General features: G+C 49.0%; 16 protein-coding genes. 10 read left to right on the top strand and 6 right to left on the bottom strand.

The features are described from left to right. Positions 1–17: 17 nt before the first annotated feature. The 3 genes from AC3WT9_RS17045 to AC3WT9_RS17035 all read left to right on the top strand — a co-directional run bounded on the left by AC3WT9_RS17045 (position 18) and on the right by AC3WT9_RS17035 (position 2,781). On the top strand, positions 18–992 hold the full coding sequence (locus AC3WT9_RS17045; protein ID WP_341377708.1) for a glycosyl hydrolase: 975 nt from the start codon (positions 18–20) through the stop codon (positions 990–992). Positions 993–1,096: 104 nt separating this feature from the next. After that, the gene (locus tag AC3WT9_RS17040; protein ID WP_341090900.1) at positions 1,097–1,804 is read left to right on the top strand and encodes a DNA alkylation repair protein; all 708 of its coding nucleotides are present in this window, start codon (positions 1,097–1,099) and stop codon (positions 1,802–1,804) included. A 578-nt stretch (positions 1,805–2,382) separates the two neighbouring features. Beyond that, entirely contained in the window at positions 2,383–2,781 is a 399-nt protein-coding gene (locus AC3WT9_RS17035) for a hypothetical protein (protein ID WP_341090906.1), read from the top strand. A gap of 77 nt (positions 2,782–2,858) precedes the next feature. Here AC3WT9_RS17035 and gtfA read toward each other — a convergent pair whose 3' ends face one another. The 5 genes from gtfA to AC3WT9_RS17010 all read right to left on the bottom strand — a co-directional run bounded on the left by gtfA (position 2,859) and on the right by AC3WT9_RS17010 (position 9,603). Continuing rightward, the gene (gene gtfA / locus AC3WT9_RS17030) at positions 2,859–4,304 is read right to left on the bottom strand and encodes a sucrose phosphorylase (RefSeq protein WP_492407767.1); all 1,446 of its coding nucleotides are present in this window, start codon (positions 4,302–4,304) and stop codon (positions 2,859–2,861) included. 33 nt (positions 4,305–4,337) lie between these two features. After that, complete coding sequence (locus AC3WT9_RS17025) at positions 4,338–6,539, bottom strand: alpha-galactosidase (RefSeq protein WP_341090909.1); 2,202 nt, start codon at positions 6,537–6,539, stop codon at positions 4,338–4,340. A 35-nt stretch (positions 6,540–6,574) separates the two neighbouring features. Beyond that, positions 6,575–7,396 (bottom strand): carbohydrate ABC transporter permease, encoded by an 822-nt coding sequence (locus AC3WT9_RS17020; protein ID WP_341090910.1) that lies wholly within the window; start codon positions 7,394–7,396, stop codon positions 6,575–6,577. A 2-nt stretch (positions 7,397–7,398) separates the two neighbouring features. Next, positions 7,399–8,238: a carbohydrate ABC transporter permease gene (locus AC3WT9_RS17015; RefSeq protein WP_342440318.1), complete on the bottom strand. Its 840-nt coding sequence runs from the start codon at positions 8,236–8,238 to the stop codon at positions 7,399–7,401. Between the two features lie 96 nt (positions 8,239–8,334). Further along, positions 8,335–9,603 (bottom strand): ABC transporter substrate-binding protein, encoded by a 1,269-nt coding sequence (locus AC3WT9_RS17010; RefSeq protein WP_341090912.1) that lies wholly within the window; start codon positions 9,601–9,603, stop codon positions 8,335–8,337. Between the two features lie 163 nt (positions 9,604–9,766). On the opposite strand from AC3WT9_RS17010, the gene AC3WT9_RS17005 reads away from it, so the two are divergent. From AC3WT9_RS17005 to AC3WT9_RS16995, 3 genes are all read left to right on the top strand, one after another. After that, entirely contained in the window at positions 9,767–11,497 is a 1,731-nt protein-coding gene (locus tag AC3WT9_RS17005; RefSeq protein ID WP_341090913.1) for a cache domain-containing sensor histidine kinase, read from the top strand. Next, positions 11,494–12,972 (top strand): response regulator, encoded by a 1,479-nt coding sequence (locus AC3WT9_RS17000; RefSeq protein ID WP_341090915.1) that lies wholly within the window; start codon positions 11,494–11,496, stop codon positions 12,970–12,972. Before AC3WT9_RS17005 ends, AC3WT9_RS17000 begins: the two co-directional genes overlap by 4 nt. A gap of 127 nt (positions 12,973–13,099) precedes the next feature. Continuing rightward, a complete protein-coding gene (locus AC3WT9_RS16995) occupies positions 13,100–13,591 on the top strand; it encodes a pyridoxamine 5'-phosphate oxidase family protein (protein WP_076110475.1) in 492 nt (163 codons plus the stop codon). Positions 13,592–13,678: 87 nt separating this feature from the next. On the opposite strand, the gene AC3WT9_RS16990 is transcribed toward AC3WT9_RS16995, so the two are convergent. Beyond that, positions 13,679–16,000 carry a helix-turn-helix domain-containing protein gene (locus AC3WT9_RS16990; RefSeq protein ID WP_341090917.1) on the bottom strand — a complete coding sequence of 774 codons (2,322 nt, stop codon included), beginning with the start codon at positions 15,998–16,000 and terminating at the stop codon, positions 13,679–13,681. 307 nt (positions 16,001–16,307) lie between these two features. Here AC3WT9_RS16990 and AC3WT9_RS16985 point away from each other — a divergent pair, with 307 nt between their 5' ends. The 4 genes from AC3WT9_RS16985 to AC3WT9_RS16970 all read left to right on the top strand — a co-directional run bounded on the left by AC3WT9_RS16985 (position 16,308) and on the right by AC3WT9_RS16970 (position 24,408). Then, positions 16,308–17,912: an extracellular solute-binding protein gene (locus tag AC3WT9_RS16985; protein WP_341377709.1), complete on the top strand. Its 1,605-nt coding sequence runs from the start codon at positions 16,308–16,310 to the stop codon at positions 17,910–17,912. Between the two features lie 81 nt (positions 17,913–17,993). Then, positions 17,994–18,893, top strand: coding sequence for an ABC transporter permease (locus tag AC3WT9_RS16980; RefSeq protein WP_341090920.1), 900 nt, complete (start codon positions 17,994–17,996; stop codon positions 18,891–18,893). Between the two features lie 19 nt (positions 18,894–18,912). Then, on the top strand, positions 18,913–19,782 hold the full coding sequence (locus tag AC3WT9_RS16975; protein WP_341090921.1) for a carbohydrate ABC transporter permease: 870 nt from the start codon (positions 18,913–18,915) through the stop codon (positions 19,780–19,782). A 63-nt stretch (positions 19,783–19,845) separates the two neighbouring features. Continuing rightward, the gene (locus tag AC3WT9_RS16970; RefSeq protein ID WP_341090922.1) at positions 19,846–24,408 is read left to right on the top strand and encodes an OmpL47-type beta-barrel domain-containing protein; all 4,563 of its coding nucleotides are present in this window, start codon (positions 19,846–19,848) and stop codon (positions 24,406–24,408) included. Positions 24,409–24,492 lie beyond the last annotated feature (84 nt).

Below are 24,492 nucleotides of genomic sequence, written 5' to 3'. Positions count from 1 at the left end.
GATAGGAGTATCAATCAATGAACAAACGTATTAATCCGGCACCCTGCAATGATAAAGCGAGTAATGAGGTAAAGGCCGTTCTTCGTTATTTAAGCGAACTGTCCGGCAAGGGGATGATTACCGGGCAGCATACACAAACCACCGTACAGAAGGAACTGCGATATATCGAAGAGGTGACCGGCAAACTCCCTGCCTTATGCGGCTTCGAGCTTCTCGCGTATTCCCCTAACATCAACTACGGCGATGCCAGTGAAGCTTGTTTAATAGAGGTAGAGGAAAATAAAAATACGTTAGACAATGCATGGGACTGGGCGCTATACATGCGGGGGCTAATTACATTTACCTGGCACTGGTTCTCACCGTTCGGCAGCCGGGACAAAGGATTCTATAGTGAGCACACCACTTTTGATGCCTCCCGGGCAATTATAGGAGGAACGGAAGAGCACAAGAGGCTAATTGCCGACATGGATCATATGGCAGAATTGCTTAAACCTTTTTGCGAGAAATCTATCCCGATTTTGTGGCGTCCATTCCACGAATCTGAAGGTGACTGGTTCTGGTGGGGAGCCAAAGGGCCGGAAGTTGCCAAACAGCTGTATCGTATGATGTATGAGCGGTATACGGTTTATCATGGCTTGAACAACTTAATATGGGTCTGGAATTCCCCTAATCCGGAAGGCTATGTCGGCGACGACGTCTGCGATGTGATCTCACTGGATGTGTATCCTCCAAAGCATACCCATACTGACTTAGATAAAGAATACATGGAGCTGACGGCAATTACACCGGCCAATAAGCTCACAGCACTGGGGGAGATCGGTGTGGTCCCGAGCCTCCCTATGCTGTCTGAGACACGTATTCCGTGGGTTTGGTATATGACATGGTCCAATGATTTCGGCGCTTCCGAGGAATGGACAACGAAAGAGGAGCTTCGGCGTGCTTATGACCATCCCTATGCAGTTACTTTAGACAAGCTGCCCCGACTTTATTAAGGGAAATGAAAAATTGTCCAACCCATTCTACTAGGGACAAGCTTGCGATAGAGGAATCTGTGAAGTACACTTTCTGTATCCAGTAAAAAAGGAAGTGTTAAACAATGAATGCAGAGATGGTCATGCAGGAGCTTGAGGCGCTCGGCAAGGAACGAACCAAGAAAATATACAGCTCGAATGGCGCGCAGGAACCGCTTTTTGGCGTGGCCACCGGAGCTATGAAGCCTATCTTTAAGAAAACCAAAATAAATCAGCCGCTGGCTGAGCAGCTATACGCGACAGGGAATTACGACGCCATGTATTTTGCCGGCATTATTGCCGACCCCAATGCAATGACAGAAGCCGATTATGACCGGTGGATGGATGCGGCTTATTTTTATATGTTGTCTGATTTTGTAGTTGCAGTAACTTTGGCAGAAGCGGATATTGCGCAAGAGGTTGCCGATAAATGGATCGCGAGCGGTGAGGAGCTGAGAATGTCAGGGGGCTGGAACTGTTACTGCTGGCTGCTCGGCAACCGGCCGGACGATGAATTTTCCGAAAGCAAAATTGCCGGTATGCTTGAGCTTGTGAAAAAAACGATTCATGAATCGCCGGAACGCACCAAATACGCGATGAACAACTTTTTATACACCGTGGCGGTATCCTATCTGCCGCTTCATGATCAGGTGTGTGAGACCGCAAGGGCCGTAGGCCCGGTAGAAGTCAATAAGGATAAGGCCAAAAGCAAATTTATTTACGCTTATGAAAATATTCAACAGGCAGTCGGCAAAGGCCGGGTTGGATTTAAACGTAAGCATGTAAGATGCTGACCGTTGACAAAACTTAAACCGTTCCGGGACAAAGCAGTATCCTTAAAACAATAGAACGTTAAAAAGCGACTTGTCTGCGGATGAGTTGCTTTTTTTGTTCAGCATTGTTCACAAAAAAGCGGCCAAAGCGGCCGCCTCAATATGCTCACGATATTATTGTTTAGGAATGGCCGTTCAATCGACGTGTCCGCGGCACATGCTGCCTGAACCATCTTGTTCTCCGGCTATTTCAGTGAGACGGGTAGCTTAATCCCATGCAGTTTACCGCCGGATTGAATAAGCAGCATGCCGCCGGTCTTCAGCAGGGAGCCGAATTCACGTGATCCGGTATGGACGGTGAATACGGGTTTTGAGCTTATATGGTCATAGGCATGCAGAAGTCCGTGGACTGTCCGACATAAACCCCCTTGCTTGAAAAAAAGCTTATTTTTCAAATATTAAAATATTCATATATATGTACAGAAACTTTAAATACATATATACTTGAGTCAGCTAAAATGAAGCTCTTGAGATCATTTTTGAAAAAAGAAATATAATCTTGTCTTCATATTAATTATTAAGATAGGAGGCAAGTTTGTTTGAGCACTGTGAGCATCCTTGTACAGACATATTTGGGGATTGAAAAACGTTATGCAGAACTTATTAACAAATATTCGGGATTAACTTTTCTTGAAGGTTCAACTGCAGTTGTTGAAGGAGGAGCTTATTCTTGGAGTCCCTTAAGTGCAGATGCAGTATCCATCCGAGAGCGCCTATATGCTGATTACATAGACTTAATTGAAATGGCACGAGAGACCCTGCAAAGTAAGGATAGTCCTTATTTTATAACGTATGAAGAGAGTATAGCAGTAACACTAGCTTATTTCGCTCAAGAAGATTTAGTGTTTGCCTCATCGCTGGAAGAAGTTTATAAGATTGTAAAAAGAGAATTAGATCTTCAACGTTCTATCATCTGCTCCATGATGTATGATAGCTGATTTTATTTTATCGGATACAAAAAATGAACCAGCGCGCACGGGTTGCATCCGTGCGCGCTGGTTATTTATATTCTACCCTACACAAATACCTCAGTCCACTCTGCTGCCTGTTCTCTAGCCAGAATGGTAAATTGCTTGGTCAGAAGATTCGCTGCAAGCTTTGCCTCACTAGCTTGATGTTTCCACGTGATTTCCAGCTCATGACTGCTTTTCTCTTGAATGGCAATATCGCCACTGAAGGCAGGGCAGCTGTTTCTGAATTTCAGCAACTGGAACAACTTTTGAACAACGGGGCGTTTGGTCTCAACTTCAATTTCCTCTTTGGTATAATAGTGCCGGTTAATATTGCGTCCTTCCTTCGTGCTCTCCAGCAGTTCAATATCATTCTCTCCGGCCAGCAAGCCTACATAATAGATTTGCGGGATACCCGGTGCAAAACACTGAAGAGCCCTCGCCAGCAGATAGGCCTGATCGTCGTTTCTGAGTGCAGAATAATAAGTGCAATTAATCTGATAAATATCGAGATTGTTGTATGCTTCCGTACTGTAAATTTTCTTAACATTGGCGCCTTGGCTGTAGAGATGTTCACGGGTCATTTCCGCTTCCTCATCCGATAATAAGTCCTTCACATCAACGACTCCGATACCGTCATGAGTATCCAGGGTGGTGAATTGTTTGCGCGGACAAATCTGCAGCCAGTGGGCCAGACGATGGACATTCCCGCTGAACAGCGCATGCAGCACAAGCATCGGGAGCGCAAAATCGTAGACATAATAACCCTGCTCGGCAATCTTCAGCTGAATGCTGTAATGCTCGTGAATTTCCGGCAGCACGGTGATACCGGTTGGATTTACAATATCTTCGGAATACTTGAGCATTTCCCAGATCTCCGGCTCTACAAAAAAGCAGTTCGTTCCAATCTTTTTGTTAGCATAAGCAAAAGCATCTAAGCGGATAATTGAGGCTCCCTTTCCGGCGAGAAAAGTCAGATTGTCCCGGACAAACTTCTTCGTGGTTTCTGTTGTCACATCCAGATCAATTTGCTGCTCATCAAAGGTACACCAGACTTTCTCCGTAGTGCCGTCTTTAAATGTGACTTCAACGTACGGAGCACGGGGCTTGCGTTTATAGATCAGATCGACATCCGCATCTGTGGGTTCGCCGCCGGGCCAGAAGTCCTTATAGCGGATGAACAGATCAGCATATTCCGAATCCTCCTTTTTATCCAGAAAATCCCGGAAATAAGGCGACTGTCTGGAAATGTGATTGATCATAAAGTCGTACATCATATAGAATTTCCCGCTCATCTCTTCAACCTCAGACCATGATCCAAAGGCTTCATCCACTTGGGTATAATCCATGGGTGCAAATCCGCGGTCGCCGGACGAAGGATAGAAGGGCAGTAAATGGACCCCGCCGACCACTCCTTTCAAATGCTCGTCTAATATTTCATTCAATTCTTGTAAATTGCGTCCCAAGCTATCGGCATAGGTGATCAGCATAGCTTCATTTTTGATTTGCATAATAAAATGTTCCTCTCTGCCCTGTAAGTTTTGTTAGCGGGTGATGTTCGTTTCTCGTGTTAATTTCCACATGATGCTTTCATAATCGTCATTCCATAATGCGGGAATAGCAAGCCCGCTGTTCATCAGTTCATCCGCGCCATAGACGCCGCCTTTGTTGCAGGAGTAATCGCTGCTCTCATCCAGACCTTGCAATCGAACCGAGCTCACCCGGCTGTTTGCCTCCGCTCCGGTTCTGAAATAAAAGACTAGCGCTTCGCTTTGGTCGGCGGAAACAAACATCCATGACGTTTCATTCCCTTCAAACGGGCTGAGCAGCCGGTAAAAACCGCCAAATTGGATTAACATCCGGTTTGTTTTATACAGCTCAATTTGCCTCCGAATCTCAGCTTTTTCTTCTTCGCTTAACACGGTTACGTCAAGCTCGTATCCGAAGTTCCCGCTCATGGCGACATGCCCGCGGATGTCCAGTGAAGTGCTGCGGTGGACTTGATGATTCGGAACCGCGGAGACATGGGCACCCATGGAGATGATGGGATAGACAAGGCTTGTTCCATATTGAATCTTCAAGCGGGACACGGCATCTGTGTTATCGCTTGTCCAGGTCTGAGGCATATAATACAGCATGCCTGGATCAAAACGCCCGCCTCCGCCTGAACAGCTTTCGAATAGGACATGCGGGAATGTTGCCGTCAGTTCCTCCATTACTCTATACAAGCCAAGGATATAGCGGTGAGCGGTTTCGCGTTGTCTTACCGGCGGAAGGGTCGCCGAGCCGATCTCTGTCATATGTCTATTCATGTCCCATTTGACATAGGTAATTGGGGCGGACGACAGGATGCCCGAAACCATGGAGATGATTTCGTCGCATACTTCCGTCCGCGAGAAGTCAAGAACCAGCTGGTTGCGTCCCTCTGAACGGTTGCGGCCGGGAACATGCAGACACCAATCAGGATGCATGCGGTACAGCTCACTTTCCTGTGAGACCATTTCCGGCTCGAACCATAAGCCGAATTGCATATCCTTGTCCACGATTCGCCCGGCCAGCCTGTTCAATCCGCCCTCCAGCTTGTTCTCATTGACAAACCAGTCTCCGAGGGAAGACTTATCATCATCGCGTTTGCCAAACCAGCCGTCATCCAAGACAAACAGCTCCATGCCAAGTGAGCTGCCGGCTTCTGCGATCCGTTCAATACTGTCTGCAGTAAAGTCAAAGTAGGTTCCTTCCCAGTTGTTAATCAGAATGGGGCGGACCTGGTCGCGGTATTCCCCGCGGCATAAACGTTCTCTGAACAAACCATGAAACGTCCGGGACATTTCTCCCAACCCATTCGCCGAGTAGACAAGGATCGCTTCAGGACATTGAAATGTCCCGCCAGGCTCAAGTCTCCAGCTGAAGTCAAAATCATTGATCCCCATAGAGACCCTCGTGGTCGAGAACTGATCCACTTCCGCTGAGGCTGTAAAGCTTCCGCTGTACACCAGACTGAATGCAAAGATCTCACCGCATGCTTCTGTAGCTCCTTTTCGTGCCAAGGCAAGAAAGGGATTATGCTGGTGGCTGCTGGCGCCCCGGCGGCTCTCAATAGACTGGATTCCCTTATGCAGCGGTTGTCGTTCAATATGCCGTTCTCTGGCCCAGGCGCCGGGAAGATGTACCATGTCAAAATGGTCATCGCGGAAATCGACATTGGCGCTGAAAGCCCGCAGGACCTGCAAGGGTTCTGCTCCTTTATTCAGCAGCCGGACGGAGCGGGCAATTACATTTCGTCTTTCGTAAACGGTATAAGACAACGTAACGGAGAGATCAAGGATAGGATCCAGCAGATGGATTTGCAGGGTCTGCGCTTCATCTTCGTCTTCCACATAAGTAGCGGGAAGACCGTCTAAGGACGGTTTTCCCTGTATAATCTGATAGGAGATCACCCGCAGATCGGAGACGGTTGTACCATCCATGCCCTGAATTTGATAGGCCGGATTGCGGAAATCAGTGCCTCCGTAAGCCGGATATTCCTGCGGAAGTGTGTCAAGGGAGAACGTGCGGTCATCCGGGTTGGGGTTAGGGGAGAATCCCCGGTCCAAATATTGCAGCGCATTGCTGCCATCATATCGGCGCAGACGTTTGCCCCAATAGAGATGGGCCAGATAGCCCCCATCAATAATTCGCAGTATATAGCTGGTCTCAGCCGCTGTTAAATGGAACGTACGGGATTCGGCATCGAATTGTATACTCATCTGGGCTCACTCCTTTAACGGTTAATTAACGAGGTTCAGCTTTTTACAGCCCCGGCGGATAAGCCGGCAATGAAAAAACGCTGGAGGAAAAGATACAACAGCGTAAGCGGCAGCATGGACATCAGAGATCCGGCGGCTACCCAGCTCAGATTGCTGGTAAACTGGGAGAAAAATGCGGATAAGGCCACTGTCAGTGTATGCATGCTGGACGATTGCAGGAAGAAAAGAGAGAATTGATAGTCATTCCAGATCGAAACCCCTGATAAAATAATCGCCGTCACCGTTACGGGCTGCAGCAGCGGCAAAATGATTTTGAAAAATAGTCCTACTCTGGAGGTTCCGTCAATCATCCCGGCTTCATCCAATTCTTTGGGGATGGTGCTGATAAAACCGGTGTACAAGAAAATGGTCATCGGAAGATTGAAGGTTACATTGAGCAGGATCACACCCCAATACGTATTTAGACCATTCAAGTCCACGATGAACTGGTATAGCGGCACTAACACGGTCAAGGGGGGGACGATCAGCGCGGAAATGAACAGAATATAAACGAATTTATTCAAGCGTGTCTGAAAACGGGACAACGGGTAGGAGGCAAGCGAACCGACAACCAGAATAATGAGAACTGCAAAAAACGTGATGATTATATTATTAATAAAGGCACGGTCCAGATTGGCATATTGCCAAGCATTCTTGAAATTGTCCAGATTGAAATAACCCGGAAGAACCCACTTCGAACTTAAATCACTTTCCTTTTTGAATGCGGTGCTGACTAATAGGTACAGCGGAACAATATGAACTACGCCAATCAGCGCCATCAACGCGATTTGCCACTTATTTATTTTGGGGGTTGCCATTATTATGCATTCTCCTTTCTCCGCAGCAGAATCAATGCAGCTATGCCGATAATGCTAGTAATAAAGAACATTAAGTTACCCATAGATGCCGCGTATCCAGCGTCCTGTCTGGCAAAATACATTTGGTACATCATCGTCGACAGAGACTGTGAGGCGTAGCCGGGACCTCCGTTGGTTAGAGCGATGATTACGTCAAACAGCTTCAGTCCGCCAATGATATTAATGACCACATTTATAGTAATTGACGGGGCTAGCAGGGGGAAGGTGACATTCTTGAAACGCTGCCAAGCGGATGCGCCGTCCAATGAAGCTGCTTCATAATAATCGGGAGAAATGGACTGCAGGCCTGCCAAATAAATAATCATGGCCGTACCGACAAATTGAAAAGTGTTGACCAGTGTAATCAGCCAGACATTCAGCTGCGGATTGGCCAGGAAATTAACCGGATCTCCGCCAAACAGCTTAACCAGATCGTTCAAGGCGCCGCCGTTCATCTGGAAGATAAAATACCAAATGTAACCCATGATCAAAGGGCTGATAATGACCGGCAAATAGATGATTGTTCTAACGATCCCTCTGCCTTTAATGCTCTGGTTCAGCAAAAGCGCGTACAGCAAGCCAAACAAGTTTTGCAGAATTGTGCTGCCCAAACCGTAGGTTAATGTATTTTTGACAACCGTTCCTATATTCGGATCTGTAAATAAGCGTTTATAGTTGGCTAAGCCAACCCAGGCGGAATTTTGCGAATAGCCGTCCCAGTTTGTAAAAGAGATCCGTATGCCGTTCATAAACGGGTAAAAAATAAATGCAGCAAACAAAATCAATGCCGGCACGTACATCATATTGATTCCGAGTAATGATTTCTTCACACAATTCCCTCCTCTATGAGGAATAGAGAGCCCTCTCTTCAGTGAGGACTCTCTGTTCCTGCTCTATATCTATTTCTGCTGAGCTTTTAGCCGTTCTACTTCTGACTTCATATTCTCGCTGTATTTCTTAGCGGTGATATTTCCGGCCAACAATTCCTGGGCGTTCGTAATCATTACATCCCACATGCCGTTAGGAAGGTAGATCCGGTCAAAATAAGGCAGTACTTTAGTGTCTTTATATTGATCATAGTAATCACTGAAAGCGCCACCGCCGGATACATCCTTGAGGGCGGCTGGAGAAAGGGTGGCATCAGATACTTTCTTGACATTGTCCGGCTGTGCCATATAATTCAGGAAATCTTTCGTTTGCTCTGGATAATTGGTGTCCTTCCATGCCCCCAGTGCAAGGCGCTCGCCTCCGGCAAAGGTAGGCTCGTCGCCTGCAGCAATAGCCGGCAGCGGAGCGATTCCCATTTTCACATCAGGATTGATCTTTTGGATATCTGCATAGGACGAAGGAGTGTGGAACGCAAATGCCAGCTTGTCTTCAGCGAAAAGGCGGGCTTCATCCGCATATTTTGCCGTCAGCAAGTCGTTGTTCGTATAGCCCTTGTCATATATTTCCTTGAATTTCTCAGGCAGATAGGTCCATTTATTCCAGTCGAAGGTGCCGTCAAGAAGTGCCTGGGCTTCATTCTGCGGCGGAGTAATCAGAAGCGGATTTGCCATCATATCAAAGAACTGGCCGATGGTCCAAGGATCAAGCCCGGAGAAGAACATCGGAATGACTTCGCCTTTGCTTTCTGTTTTGATTTTTTCAGCGGAAGCCAGCAGCTCATCCAGGGTAGCCGGCGGCGTCACACCGTATTTCTCAAGTACATTAACATTATAGAAAAGGCCGTCTTTCGCTTCGTTGAGCGGCAGCGCGTAGACTTTACCGCTTTCATCCGTAAGCGTGGGTTTGATCGTATCTGTCATTTTTGCTGCCCAAGGTTCGTTTTTAAGATCCATGGTGTAATCCCCGTAACGGAGCTTGGCCCAGCCATGGGTATCGAAAATATCCGGCAATTCGTTGGAGGCCATTTTCATTTTCATAATACTTTCATAGTTGGAGCCTGGAAATTGAACCTCAATTTGTGTCTCCGGATGTTCCGTTTGATAGTTCGCTACAATTTCCTGGATGACATCCCGCACACCCTGTTCACCTACGGTCAGCATCATGGTCAGCTTGACGTTTTCTGCTGCACCTTCCACATTCTTGTTTTCGTTATTGCTGCAGGCAGCTAGTCCGAGACAGAGACCGGCGGCCAGTACAGAACTTAGATATTTCTTCTTCATTTTTTTCATCCCCCAATTATTAATTAACGCGCTTACATACAAAAGAATAGCATTTATAAAAGCGCTAACAAATGACACCATTCTACGATTTATGCGCTCATTTCTCGAATTGACTTCTTGTTGTACTTTCCTTATTCTTGTTGTAGTAAAGGAGGGGCTTTCCATGAAACTGCATACGCTGCGATCCAAATTAACCCTTTCTTACGCGTTGATCATTGCCATCCCCGTGGCGATTATCATGGTTTGCATGCCGGCTTATTATCAGTACCTATTGGAACGGGAGACCGAAGCGCTGACGCGGAACACGCTTACCTCCATGACTGAACATATTGTGACCTATCTGGAACAGTTAGAGCAAATCACTTATCTTCCCTATTTTAGCCCGGAATTAATGCAAGCATTGATTACTAAGAATACTTCTGATTATTCTTCCAATACCGATTCCGTCAAATACCCGGTGGAGCTATCCTTAAATACCTTCCTGCCGGCATTTCTGCTGACCTACGGCAACAATTTATCAGCCGCCTTGCTGCTGACTCAGAATGGTGACGTCTACAGCCAGACCAACGGTCTGTCGGATGTTGTTGAAGATTATCCGTTTTTTGATCAGCCGTGGTATCTTCAAACGGTACAGGCGGATGGCAAAGCAACCTTTATTAGCACCCACCATCAGGATTATTTTACAGCCCCGCTGACCAAACGTGTATTTTCCGTAGCCCGCGTTATTAAAGATCCTGAATCCCTTCGTCCGCTGGCTGTCATTATGGCTGATGCGGAGACAAGCTTGCTGGACGAGATTGTGATCAAGGATTTTGGCGTGCGGTCCATTAGTGCCATTCTTAATGAAAAGGGAGAGGTCTTTTATTCCACGGCCCCTTTGTCAGAGCACATTCTCCAGGAGATCTCCAGTGCAGGGGTATCTCAGGTTAAAGATTCCGGAGAATCTTATGTCGTCATCTCCAAACCGATTCGCCAGGCCAATTGGAAAATGGTTGCCCTGCTTTCGAAATCAGAGCTGAGGGAAAAGGTGGAATGGATGTATATTGTAGGGCTGCTATTCGCCTTTATCGGCCTGCTGCTCACATTGCTGCTGCTTCGTTATGTTTCGCGCTGGATTGTGGGTCCCTTTCTTCAAATGAAACAGGCGATGAAGCAGGTGGAAAGAGGGGATTTCCAGGTCCGGCTGGAGCCCGTCGGCAAAGACGAAATCGCCAGTCTGGGATACTCCTTTAACCATATGATTGACACCATTAACGAGCTGATCCAAAAAGAATACGTCGCCGTCTTGAATGAAAAGGAGATGAGATTCCGGGCGTTGCAAGCCCAGATTGAGCCGCATTTTCTGTTCAATACGTTAAATGGATTTTTCGCGCTGAACAGGATCGGCGAGAAGAAAAAACTGGAGGAGGCCATCCTTTCTCTCAGCTCGCTGCTGCGATATACGCTTGTTCAGGAAAATTGGACTACCATAGGGGAAACCTTTACTTTTCTGCACAAATATTGCGGCTTGCAGAAATTGCGCTTTGATGAACGTCTGGAGTTCAGCCTGCAGTTCGATCCGCGGATTTCAGAATTCAAGATTCCGAAACTGCTGCTTCAGCCACTGGTCGAGAATGCGATTATTCACGGGATTGAACCTTCAGCCATGCCCTGCCGCCTTGTTGTCAATGCGGGTCTGGAGCAGGAGGGCGAAGATTGCCTAATCATAAAAATAGAAGATAGCGGAGTGGGGTTCCTGGAACCAGCCGCTGAATTAGAGGATAGCATTGGACTGCGTAATGTGCAGGAGCGTTTGAAATTTGCTTATCCGTCCGCTGCCTTTGATATTCACAGCTCGCCCGGAATGGGGACCACCGTGACCATTCGAATACCGCTTAAGGATGTGGAGAAATGAGAGTGCTTGTTGCAGATGATGAGAAGCTATCCAGAGTCTCATTGATCAGCATGCTGGAGGAATCGGAGCGCGACATTTCAATTGCCGGTGAGGCAACCAACGGGGAGGACCTGCTGAATGCTTTGTCAAAAATGCAGCCCGATGTAGCTTTTGTCGATATCCGAATGCCCAAAATGAACGGACTGGAAGCGATTGAACACGGCCGCAAGCTTTCACCCCATACCCAATGGGTCATTTTGTCGGGTTTCTCCGAGTTTGATTATGCCCGCAAGGCGCTTAGCCTGGGAGCCTTTATGTATTTATTAAAGCCTCTGGGGATGGAGGAGCTGGGATCGGTCCTGGATTCACTTTTTACTAAGCTTGATCAGACCTACCAAAGGCTTGACGACGAATTTGAGCATTACCTGCTGGCAGCTTTGACTAACGGGCAGTCCCCCGGCTTGGCAGAATTCATCTCCGAAGCCCGTTATACGAAATATAAAGTGTTACTGATTGCGACAGATACCCATGCGTTCCCGGGACAAATGGAACAAGCCAAGCGCCGTTTATACAGTGCAATTCAGGAGACAGTCAGTGGATGGTCCACTTTAACTTGCCGTGTGGCAATATTTACGCTGACTAGCGGGGAAACGGCGGTGGCGATGTGTTGGCAGGAGGGGAATCCTAAAGACGGCGTGAAGATGGAAGCGATTACTGACAGCATATATCACCGAATAAACCGTCTGACAGACCAAAGAATTGCCTATACTCAGGTTGATAGCAGCATATATGCAAATATTGGCGGCATGCTGGCAGGTCTGCAGGACATTCGCCGGCTGCTGCCGCTGCGTGCCGTCATAGGAATTAACCACAGATTTTCGCTTGAAGAACTTCAGAAGCAGCCTCCTGCAGCAGCTCATATGGGACTTGTATTAACCAAGCTGGTCGATGATTATCATCACCATCTCTATATGGATTACTGTTGGGAGCTGGAAGAAATTACGACCCTGTTAAGGACGGAACAACACTCCAAGCAACAAATAAAGCATATGCGGAGTTTTATTCAATATGGAATGAATGATAGTGCTGAGCTTGAAACTGTTGAGCTGACGGCCCTGCTTACCCGCCATGCGGATAAGCTGTTAACGGACAAGAAAAAACTGGAGGGCGAGCCTCCGGATATGATCTCAGAAGTGATCTATTCTATTGAACAACATTATGCCAGCGATATCTCCATTGCCCAGTTGGCGGAGAGGCTAAGAATCACACCTAATTATCTGAGCTCTACCTTCCACAAGAAGACAGGGACCACATTTACGAAATATTTGACTCGTCTGCGGATTCACCGGGCCAAGGAGCTTTTAAGTACGACCAACCTTCCGGTAAAAGATATCGCCCTGCAAGTGGGATATTACAGCACCAGGCATTTCGTCAAATTATTTATAGAATCCGAAGGCTGCTACCCGACAGAATACAAGAAGCAGGCTCGGTTATAGGTTAGCATGTACACACCCATCACGCCGCAGAGCTGAAATGAACAGGTAATGTTTTGCGCTTTCTGGGTAATAATTGATATGCATTTGGATAACCTATCCATAACCCGGAAGAAATGAGGCGATAAGCATGTCTAATTTGAACAACAGTCATCAGGAAGCTGTCGAGACGGTTAGAGATTTGATCAAAGGCATTGATACGGCCATGTTAACAACGATATCGGCCGAAGGACTGGTATCCCGTCCCATGAAGACACAGGAAGTCGAGTTCGATGGAGATTTATGGTTTCTTACCAAGAAGGATACCAGCAAATTCGAGGAAATTCTTCATGACCCGAGGGTTAATGTCATATACGCTGATAAATCCTATGTCTCCATCCGTGGAACAGCCAAGCTCGTTCAGGATGTGGAGAAGAAAAAAGAATTTTGGAATCCAGGCTACGATGCTTTTCTCCAAACCAGCTATGATGACCCCGACGTGATTCTGATCCGGGTCCAAGCTGAAGCGGCTGAATATTGGAAGAGCGGCAACCTGGCTGAGAAAGTGACTTACCTGTTTAAACGGCTAACGAAGCAGGATACGGAGCAATCGAATCTCAATGAGACGATTGATTTGAAGTAGGAGTCCGTGGCGATAATCACACAATGCATAAATAGCCTGATCCGCAAATAAAGCCGCCGGGAATTTTCCCGGCGGCTTTTTGCCGGATTATTCCGCCTTTTCCTTCCCTTGAGCGAGAAGCTTGTCGGCCGCCTGCTGCTGCCGGTATTGTCCGGGAGTCAGCCCCGTCCGGCTCTTAAACATCTTATTGAAATAGCTTACGTTCGCATATCCGATTTCCCGGCAGATCTCCTCAATGGAAAGGTCGAGCTGCTTCAATAGCTCCATAGCCCGCTTCATGCGAAGCTGGATCAAATAATCGTTGACGGTCATCCCTGTGGACTCCTTGAAGATACGGCTTAAGTAGGATGAGCTGCGCTGAACATATTCGGCTACCGTGTCCACAGAAATATTATTATTAAAGTTCGCATCCATATAGTCTGTTGCCAGCTGCAGGGTCACATCCGTCATCTTGGAACGTTTCTCCTTGTGGTAGGTGATGATCCTGCCGCACATGTCCAGCAGGCACTCTTCCATATCGGACAGGGTCTCGGCACGCGCCAGTACATCTGCGTAAGCCGGTCTGTCCCCGAACACTGCGGACATATCGCCCCGGGTCTGGACAAGTGTCTTCATAATTTCCCCGCTCAGCTGGAAGAACAGCTGCTGGATATTGGCCTTCCCCAGCTTCTTGTCAATCACGGTCCGGGTGATCTGCCGAACGGCATTGAAGCATTCCTCTTTATCCGTCTGCAGCAGCGCCTGCAGCAGTTTTGTTTCCAGCTCGTAGGGATAATAATAAGCCTCTTCTTCTGATTTCCAGTCGGCGAGAATGTCATAGGACAGTATTTCGCCTTTGCCGATGTACATTTTCAGATTCAGAGCTTCCAAAGTATTCTCGTATGCCAAACGGACCTTTTCTTCTCCCTTGTAAATTGGACTGACGGCGAAGGTCGCGTTCATGCTGTACCGGCTCAGCAGAAGCTGCTTCAGCTTCTTGGCTTGCTCCAGCGGGAATTCGTCGTCGCCCGGAGGAACAGTCAGGAGAATCACCGTCCGCTTCTCATCCTTGGCGAAGATTTCACCATTGATATCGCCTCCCAGCTCTTCCATCAGCCCGTAGCGGAACAGGTGGAATTGGAGGTTACCATCCGGTCCGTTCAACGGATAAGGCTCCTCCAGCTCAAGGGTCAGCACGGCAAACCGGGTGAAGTCCAGCCGGAGCCCCAGCAGCTCTGCCGCCTGATCTGTACTGCCGCCCTGGATGAGGTCGTTCAAATACTTCTCCTTGATCGCTGTCCGGTTATCGGTAAGAAGGGAATCGACCTTCCCCTTCTCCGTCATCAGCGTCTCCCAGTTGCGGGCCAGCTGATCAAAGATATGACGGATGAAGCCGGCTTCGTCACCGGCAGGCAGTTGGGGGGATTCTCCGTCCTTCTGACTGGCTTGGGAGCCGCCGATATAGGAAATTACACTTTGGAGCGGCCGATACAATCTTCTGGACAGGAAAAAGGATAAGGTGAACGCGGCTATCAGGTATGCCGCTGCAACCGTGATGACAATGACCTTGATCCGGTCCATCCCCTGCAGAAGAGCGGAACGTTTGGTAATGTCCACGAATCTCCAGCCGGTCAGCTCCGAGGTTGTGTAGGAGACGATCCGGTCGGAATCATCAATGTAGAAGCCGCTTGCCCCGGTCAGCCTGTCGGGGTCCAGCTGTTGAAGCAGGGATTCCCCGGCAGCAGCATCGGAATAGAGCAGCTCGGAGTCCGGCCCTAAGACAAGGGTGTTGCCTTTTTTATTATGATAATGGCTTAAATAATCGTCGAATAGCAGTTGAAGCTTCAAATTCATGACGATGGCACCGTTCACTTGACCGATTAAAGGCATTTTTTGAAGCAGGCTGGCGGCAGGGTGATCCGGGGAGAAGCCGTCTTGCCGGCCGGTAACCCAGATTGTGCGGCTGTCAGAAGGCTTATTCCAGACCTCAATCCAAGAGGTGTCCACGAAGGTGGAGATGGGTGATGCCTTGATCTCGGGACGCGAGGTCAGGATAAGCTCCAAGGGGGCGTAATATAAATAGATGGAATCGATGTAGGGGCTGACCTTCTTCTGTTCTTCCACGAAGCCGGTGAGATCAATGAGGGAGCTGACGCTTAACTTGCTGCCGTTCGTATGATACAGATAGGATTGGGTCGTAATCATGCCGGTGGCGGCATATTTGATGGCGGTCAGTTCCTTGTGGATGAGCTCCTGCTGCTGTGTCAATATGGATTCGTTGTACGCAATGGCGTTCTGAATGTTATTGTCCGCTGAAATGGAGTAAGTAATGGTGGAAATGAGAATGACGGTGATCACGGCAATAGCAGTGAAGGATAGAAGCAGCTTGACGAACATCGTATTATGTTTGATCGAGCGGTTTCTCAGCAAGGCACTCACTCCACTTCTCTAAGATGATTACGCTTACATATTTAACCAGCAACTCAGCGAGGTACAGGGGGATTATATCACAGATGGGTTTTCCGGCAAGGGGAAGACCGAAAAACATATAAAAAAAAGAAAAACATAATCCGCTTTCTGGGACAGAAATGGCCAAAAACATAAAAAGAAGCGAAAGAGAGGATTGTGTACTTGGTCAGAGCAGGCTATCGTAAATGTTGTAACCGCTACCATAACCCCGGCCGGGAGCTATCGTCAGGATGCGGTCCAATACAGTTTCGATTAGGGGGACATTCATGTGCAGACAAAACTTAAGAAACTAGGCAATGTCATGATGCCGGTGATCGTTGTGGCAGGCTTGCTTGCCGGGTGCGGCAATGGCGGAGATAACGGGAACAGCGCAAACAACGGAAAGAACGCGGCTTCGCCAGAAGCAAGCAAGAGCGCAAACACCGCAAATACCGAAAAAGCGGCGGCAAAGCCGGTGGAGATTACATGGGGTATCCACTTCCAGGCTCAGGGAGTTGTAGAGGACTCCGCTGTTCAGAAGTGGCTTGAAGAGAAATTTAATGTAAAGATCAAACCGGTGAAAGTGACCGATGCCAGCATCGCATCCGGAGAGATTCCTGACATCTTCATGCTTGGCGATCCCTCCAACGTGACGGCGTATATGAATCAGGGTGTTCTAATGGACATTGATCCGAACATGCTGAAGGAAAAAATGCCGGAGTATTCCAAAGATATTGAAAAAAATAACGCGCTGTTTCAAACCGTTACTGTAGACGACAAGTTATGGGCCATCCCAATGTTTATTGATCTGAAGCCATATGATCTGGCGATGCTCTGGCGCAAGGATTGGCTGGATAAGGTAGGCATCACAAAGGCTCCGGAGACACTGGAGGAGTTCGAGAAGGCAGTCTATGCATTTGCTGAGAAGGATCCGGACGGAAATGGCAAAAAAGATACCTACGGCTTGACGGGTACGGCGACTTCCACCTGGTCATCCGGCTTCTATTCTATCTTCGGTGCGTTCGGCGTGGAACCGACCATGTGGCACGAGAAGAACGGAGAACTGATGAACGGCTCCGTGATGCCGGAAACGAAGGAAGCGCTGGCCAAACTTCGGCAGTGGTATGCCGACGGGGTCATTGACCCTGAGTTTATCACGGATACACAGGATTCCTACCGCAAGAAGCTTTACAATAACCGGATTGGTGTCATTGAGGAGCAGATTGCCAAAGGTGCGCTCCCGACTTCGGGAACCGTGACGGAAATGAAGTCTTTGAATCCTAATTCGGAGCTGGTCTTCGCTAAGAATCCTAAGGGACCCGGCGGTGACGGTTCTTGGGACTGGGGAGTGAAGAGCAACTTTGTCGTCATCAGCAACAAAGTGAAGGATCAACCGGAAAAGCTTGAGAAGCTGTTCGAAATACTGAGAGCAGAAAGCAGTGACGAAGAAACCATCAACATGACCAGCCTCGGGGTGAAGGGTACTCATTGGGACTTCGTTGAGAGCGGAGCCACCTCTGGAGCCACTACGTTCCTGACTGGCTTCGAGAAGCAGGAAGCACGCGATCAGATCGGCGTTAGGCTCTTCTCTTTCGGTAACATCACGACGCAGGCTTACCGTGAGAAATACTCTAATCCGGATTTGAATGAAGCTATCAAAACCTACTCCTCCGCTCCAAATATGACGGATGCGCTGCTCTTCTCGGCGCTGCCTTCCGATGGCAAATACAAGAACGACCTGACTTCGCTGATGCAAAAATATTTCGCCCAAATCATCAGCGGTGAAATTCCACTCGATGACTTCGATAAGTTCGTTACAGAGTGGAAATCCAGAGGCGGCGATGAGTTGACTAAAGAAGCTAATGCGATGTACCAGGCTCAATTTAAAAAATAAATAAATCCGGTTACGGTGATTCCGCAAGTGCAAAAAAAGGTTCTTGCGGAATGGCCGGTCGGGGTTTCAGGGGAGTGCAGTATGAAAACCATAAGAAAGCATGGAGAACTAATGGCTTTGTTTCTGTTTGCCTTTATCTTCTTCGTCATCTTTAAATATGGTCCGCTCTACGGCGTGATCATTGCCTTCAAGGATTTCCGGGTTGTGGATGGAATATGGGGAAGTCCCTGGGTGGGCTTCCAACACTTTCAGGAATTGTTTCATAGCAGCGACTTTTACCGTCTCCTTAAAAATACGCTCCTTCTGAACATGTACCAGCTGATCTTTGCTTTTCCTGCACCGATCATTCTGGCAATACTCCTGAACGAAGTCCGCTCCCGCGGCTTCCAGAGATTTATTCAGACAACTATGTATTTGCCCCATTTCGTATCTTGGGTAATCATGTCTGGGCTTCTTATCTATTTTCTATCGCCAACTACCGGAGTTGTAGCTCAAATCGTAGGCTGGTTCGGAATGGAACCCGTTTTCTTCATGGGCAAGAAAGAATATTTCCGGAGCATCATCGTAGGTTCCTCCATCCTGAAGGATCTGGGCTGGGGTTCAATCATTTATTTTGCAGCTTTGTCGGGAATCAACCCCGAAATTCAGGAATCAGCCATTATTGACGGAGCGAACCGCTGGCAGCGGATCATCCGGATCAATATTCCTTCGATCATGCCTACCATTTCGATCATGTTCATCTTGAGTCTCGGCGGGTTCTTAAGTGCAAATTTCGAACAAATCATTAACCTGCTGAATCCGGTCACTTTCGAAACCGGCGATGTCATTGACACTTATGTCTATCGGGTGGGGCTGCAGCAGTTCCAATACAGCTACACGGCGGCTATCGGTCTGTTCAAATCATTTGTGGGGCTGCTGCTCATTCTGGGCGCCAATCTGACCGTGAGGAAAATGAGCCAAGGGGAGAACGGATTATGGTAGAAGCAGGAGGAAGTCAGTCATGAAGGTGAAAAAATGGCAGGATCTTATTGCCCCGGCAATTATCTATTTTGTATTATCACTACTTGCGCTTATCGTCGTTTACCCGTTCATCCATGTTATCGCAGTATCCTTCAGCGGCCGCGGTGAGGCACTCCGCAGCGGTTTCCATTTCATCCCAAGGGACTTCGAATGGAGAGCTTACAAGGAATTGCTGGAGTATCCATTCATCTGGTCGGGCTATGCGAATACTATATTCCGCATGATCGTAGGCACCCTCTTGACGCTGCTCGTCACCGTCTGCGCTGCTTATCCGCTGTCGCGACCGGATTTTCCGATGAAGCGTGTTCTGGTCATGCTCCTGCTGTTCACCATGATCTTCGACGGGGGCATTGTGCCGAATTATCTGCTCATTAAAGAGCTGCATCTGCTGAACTCACGCTGGGTGTATGTGCTGCCTTCGGCAGCTAATGCCTTCCAGGTTCTGGTCATGCTCTCATTCTTCCGCTCCATTCCGGATGCGCTGATTGAAGCAGCCCGTATCGACGGAGCCAGAGACATTAGGATCTTGTTCCGTATTGTGCTGCCACTCTCCATTCCGTCCCTCGTGACGATCGGGCTGTGGTCGCTAGTTCATCATATCAACGCATTCATGGACAATCTGCTGTATGTTACCGACCAATCGAAATTTGTCCTGCAGCAAGTCATAAGGCAAATTCTCATTGAGAACAAGCTCGATCCGTTCACTACAGCAACCAATCTGATGCCTCCTGCGCCAGAGAGCCTGAAGATGGCGTCAGTAATCGTATGTTCTTTGCCTGTGCTCATCATTTATCCTTTCTTGCTTAAGTACTTTGAGAAAGGAACAATGATCGGGTCGGTGAAAGGGTAAGCTCCGGGGAACCTCACGGTTCCCTTTCGAATTAAAACCGATAACAAGGAGGCCTGTATTGACATGAAGAGAAAAGCGGTCATTGTCTTCTGGATTATTGCCTTGATAGTAGGTTTAACCCCGGGGGTTGTCCCGGGTACGGAGATTCAAGCGGAGGAAGCCCCAAGTCCCGGAGCAGTCTATTTCGTAGCGGGAAATGGAAGCGATTCCAACTCTGGCGTGGAGGCGGCCCCATTCCGTACCCTGGAGAAGGCCAGGGATACCATCCGCCAGCTGAAGCAGGGCACGGGTCTGCCTGACGGCGGCGTTACGGTTTATTTGAGAGGCGGCACATACAGCCGTACCGCAAGCTTCCTGCTGGAGGAGCAGGATTCGGGGACGGCAGACAAACCGGTCACCTACAAGGCATATCCGGGTGAATCCGTGCGGCTGAGCGGCGGCCGGCAATTGGAGAAGTCATGGTTCACCCCGGTAACAGATCCGGCGGTTCTGAACCGGATCATCAGTCCCGATGCAAGATCCAAGGTTCTGCAGGTCGAGCTGCCGGGGCATGGCATTACCGATTACGGAGTCATGAGCCGTCATGGCTACTACAAAGCCAATGACGTAAGCCAGACTCCCCCCATGGAGCTGTACATTGAAGGCGAAGGGATGACTCTGGCGAGATGGCCCAATAAGAGCACGGTCCAAATGGGCAATATTCTTGATCCGGGACCCACCCGCAAGGATGCCGATCTGCAGACCCGGGGAGGCACTTTCACCTATACTTATGATCGGCCTGAGCTCTGGACTCAGGCGGACGATATATGGCTTGACGGGATTTTTGGCTACAGCTGGGAATGGTCGTACAATAAAATTGCTTCTATTGATACCGGGAACAAGTCGATCACATTAGCTTACGGGGAAATGAGCGGTCTCTTCAAAAACTGGTATCCGGACTTCCATTTCGCCCAGAACCTGCTGGAGGAAATCGACATGCCAGGGGAGTACTACATTGACCGGAGCCAAGGCATCCTGTATTTCATGCCGACAGCCGCCTTCCAGGCGGACAATCCGGAGATCACTGTATCCATGCTGAAGACACCCATGATCAATACGGCCAATACGTCGTATGTGACCTTCGAGGACCTGATTCTGGAGAACGGCAGGGATTCCGGGGCGGTCATCATGGGCGGCAGTCATGTCCGGCTGGTGCACTGTGAGATCCGCAATTTCACTGAAGGGGGCGTACGGGTCAATACCCAGAGCCGCTGGTTGTACAATGACTTCGTCAAGGGCACAGGGGTAAACCATGCCATCGTGAATACGCATATCCATCATGTGGGGGGGACGGGAGTCATACTGAACGGCGGCGACAGGCTGACGCTTGAGCCGGGCAACAATGTGGTGGAGAACAGCCACATCCATGACTTTGCTTATTATCATAAAGCGTATAACCCTGCCGTAATTCTGACAGGAGCAGGGAACCGCATATCACACAGTGAAATTCATGATGCCCCGCATCCGGGGATTCTGATCTTTGGCAACGACCATGCCGTGGAATACAACAACATCTATGATGTGTGCAAGACGTTCTCCGATCTCGGAGCTATCTACATGAACCTGGGGGCTGCACCGCAGGAGCGGGGCACGGTCATCCGGAGGAATTACTTCCATAACATTGGAGAAGGCAAAGCCGGGGTTCAGGGGATCTATCCGGATAACTTCACCATGGGAATCACAATTGAAGAAAATCTCTTCTACAAGATGGGCAATTCAGCCATTCTGAACAACGGGGGCGCTCATGTCCGCACCAAGAACAACATCTTTGTCGACGCCAAGGTTCCGTATGATTATGCGGATCTGTACCTGGGCGATGGACCGGAGCAGCAAATCTCCAAAAACTATATGCAGCCATGGCATGCTTTGTTCGAGAAATACAATAACTTCGCCGGTATGCCGCATCTGGTCAAATACCCGGAGCTGGCGGACTTCTTCACAGAGAACCGGTATTATCCGGACACGAACACGTTCCAGAACAATGTGATCTACAATCCGACTAGAACGATAAGCAGCACGACGAATGCAAATGGTGCTTATGATAAGTTCAATCTGGTCCAATACGCCAACAACTGGGTAACGAAACAGGATCCCGGCTTCGTGAATCTGGCGGGCGGCGATCTGAATCTGAAGGCGGATGCAGCGGTGTTTGAGCAGATACCGGGCTTCCAGGCGATCCCCTTCAGCGAGATGGGAATCTCAGGTAAGGCAGGCCCTTATCTCGCACCGGATAATATTCCCGTCCAAGGTGTCGTGCTGTATGACGATAGCCTTACCCTCGGCATCGGGAAAACATCTACCCTGTACTCGGCGGTTCTTCCCTGGAACGCCACCAACAATAAACTGCAGTATACCTCCAGTGATCCTTCCGTGGTGACCGTAGATGCAACCGGCAAGCTGAGAGGGGTTAACCTGGGGACCGCAGTAGTTACAGCAGTATCCGCCGACAACCCGCTCTTAAAGGATGAGGTTCAGGTGACGGTCGAAGTCGGTGACGGGATTATAGATGAAACGAATTTCGAGAACGGCCGGAATGGCTGGCCGGCCGATGCCAACCGGAGTATCGTGGAGGCCGACGGCGGCAATCACATGTATAAGCTGCTCAAAGGCGCTACGACGCTGAATGAGAACGACTTCAATAATTACGAGCTGAGCTTCAAGCTGAAGACACCTCCAGTGATCCCGGAATCGGCCACATTCTATATATTCGACCGGCTGAATCCGGGCGGCAACGGAGGAAGAATCGGATACCGGAAATATGCTGACGGAACTTCTACCTGGATTCTCTACAATGCAGCCTGGGGAACCGTTAAGCAGAACGCACTGTCTGCCCCGGACCTGCTGCCCGATACCGTCTACAACATGAAGATCATCGTCAAGGGTTCAGAAATTAGCGTCTATGCTGACGGCAAGCTTAAGCTGAAGGCCACTGATCCGACCTTTAATCCTTCCGGAAAAGTCGGGTTCTACGCCGGCGGCTTTGACTATCTCTTGTTCGATGACATCAAATTTATGGTCCCTACAAAAAATGTAGCCGGGCTTATGCTCGACAAGAGCAGCGTCAATATGGTAATGGATGAACAGACGCTACTACAGGTCCGGTTCGATCCGTCGGATGCCGAGAATCGTTCCGTCGTCTGGCAGTCTCTTAACCCGGAAATTGCCTCTGTCGATGAGAACGGAACAGTCACCACACACGCCAAAGGGGAGACTGTTGTCAAGGTAGCCTCCGTTGCCAACCCGGAGGCCACCGCTTCTGCCCGGATCATCGTGTCGGATATTCTTCATTACACAGATTACGATTCGGGAGCCAACGGGTGGCCGGTGGATCCGAACCGCAGCCTTGTGACGGTGAACGGAAACAAGATGTACAAAATTCTGAAGGGCGCCTCTGCGCTTCATCCGAAGCTGTTCACCGACTATGATCTGACCTTCAAGCTGAGAACGCCTGCTGTGATGCCGGATCTTGGGACCCTCTATGTGTACGACCGTTCTGTCGCCAGCAATTCAGGCAAGATCGCATACAAGAAATTGGCAGACGGCACTTCACAGTGGATTCTCTACGGTCCAACCTGGACGGTGCTTCAGACGAAGAATCTTCCAACCCAAGACTTGCAGCCGGATACCGACTATACTCTTCGTATTCTGGTGGATGGCGCCAGCATCCGCGTCTATGTGAATGGAGAGCTGAGACTGGATGGTTCCGATCCCAAACATAATGCTTCGGGAACGGTAGGTTTCTATGTGGGCGGTTTCAGTGAAATGTGGTTCGACGACGTGAAATTTATGAGGATTGACAAGACCGCACCTGTTAGCACAGCTGTCTTGACTCCGGCGCTGCCTGATGGTGCGGACGGCTGGTATACTCAGCCCGTTACGGTCCAATTGAATACTGCAGATACGGGTACTAGTGTAACGGACACCGTATACAGCATAAATGGCGGAGACACATGGCTGCCTTACCAGGGACCGCTGACCTTTAGCCAAGACGGCCAGTATTCGCTGCTTTACCGCTCGGTTGACTACGCCGGAAACAGCGGGGAATCGAAAACCTTGAGCTTTAAGCTGGATAGTAGTGCCCCTGAGTTAACTGTGGCAGAGCCGGCCCCGAAAGCCTATGCGGGGACAGAATCGCTGACCTTGTCTTGGGCGGCCACCGATGGGATGTCCGGGGTGGATTCCGCCAAGACCGTTGCACGGCTGGATGAGCAAGCCGTAGAGCCGGGAACGCAGGTTCCACTGTACACGCTGGATATCGGCTCTCATACGTTCGCGGTATCCGTCAGCGACAGCGCGGGGAACAGGCAGGAAAGCACAGTGACTTTCTCAACGTATGCCGACGTAAGCTCGCTGAAAGCACTCGTTGGCCTGTTCAAAGAGAAGTCTTGGATAGACAATCACGGGATTGCTAACAGTCTGCTGGTGAAGCTGGAGCATGGTAAAGTGGAAGCCTTCGTTCATCAGGTTCAAGCCCAAAGCGGCAAGCATATCGGGGCTGAAGCGGCTTCCTATCTGCTGCGGGATGCCAACCATATCCTGCAAGGGATGGGAGAGCAAGATAAACTACAGGATGGGATCCCCGGGTAAAAAGAATTAAACAAAACAAAGCCTTGGACGAAGTTGTCCAAGGCTTTTGTTCGAATATAGAGTTTATATGCTTCACGCTATAAA

This window comes from Paenibacillus sp. EB106-06-01-XG199, from assembly GCF_058791575.1.
The sequence above is the reverse complement of the archived record's forward strand: the minus strand, read 5'-3'. Positions and strand labels throughout refer to the sequence as shown.

What these genes read in the sequence shown, in the direction of transcription:
- AC3WT9_RS17005 (WP_341090913.1), top strand. Translation starts at nt 9,767, where the DNA reads ATGAAACTGCATACGCTGCGATCCAAATTAACCCTTTCTTACGCGTTG.
- AC3WT9_RS16995 (WP_076110475.1), top strand. Translation starts at nt 13,100, where the DNA reads ATGTCTAATTTGAACAACAGTCATCAGGAAGCTGTCGAGACGGTTAGA.
- AC3WT9_RS17025 (WP_341090909.1), bottom strand. Translation starts at nt 6,539, where the DNA reads ATGAGTATACAATTCGATGCCGAATCCCGTACGTTCCATTTAACAGCG.
- AC3WT9_RS16980 (WP_341090920.1), top strand. Translation starts at nt 17,994, where the DNA reads ATGAAAACCATAAGAAAGCATGGAGAACTAATGGCTTTGTTTCTGTTT.
- gtfA (WP_492407767.1), bottom strand. Translation starts at nt 4,304, where the DNA reads ATGCAAATCAAAAATGAAGCTATGCTGATCACCTATGCCGATAGCTTG.
- AC3WT9_RS17020 (WP_341090910.1), bottom strand. Translation starts at nt 7,396, where the DNA reads ATGGCAACCCCCAAAATAAATAAGTGGCAAATCGCGTTGATGGCGCTG.
- AC3WT9_RS17010 (WP_341090912.1), bottom strand. Translation starts at nt 9,603, where the DNA reads ATGAAGAAGAAATATCTAAGTTCTGTACTGGCCGCCGGTCTCTGTCTC.
- AC3WT9_RS17015 (WP_342440318.1), bottom strand. Translation starts at nt 8,238, where the DNA reads ATGATGTACGTGCCGGCATTGATTTTGTTTGCTGCATTTATTTTTTAC.
- AC3WT9_RS17000 (WP_341090915.1), top strand. Translation starts at nt 11,494, where the DNA reads ATGAGAGTGCTTGTTGCAGATGATGAGAAGCTATCCAGAGTCTCATTG.
- AC3WT9_RS17045 (WP_341377708.1), top strand. Translation starts at nt 18, where the DNA reads ATGAACAAACGTATTAATCCGGCACCCTGCAATGATAAAGCGAGTAAT.
- AC3WT9_RS16970 (WP_341090922.1), top strand. Translation starts at nt 19,846, where the DNA reads ATGAAGAGAAAAGCGGTCATTGTCTTCTGGATTATTGCCTTGATAGTA.
- AC3WT9_RS16975 (WP_341090921.1), top strand. Translation starts at nt 18,913, where the DNA reads ATGAAGGTGAAAAAATGGCAGGATCTTATTGCCCCGGCAATTATCTAT.
- AC3WT9_RS17040 (WP_341090900.1), top strand. Translation starts at nt 1,097, where the DNA reads ATGAATGCAGAGATGGTCATGCAGGAGCTTGAGGCGCTCGGCAAGGAA.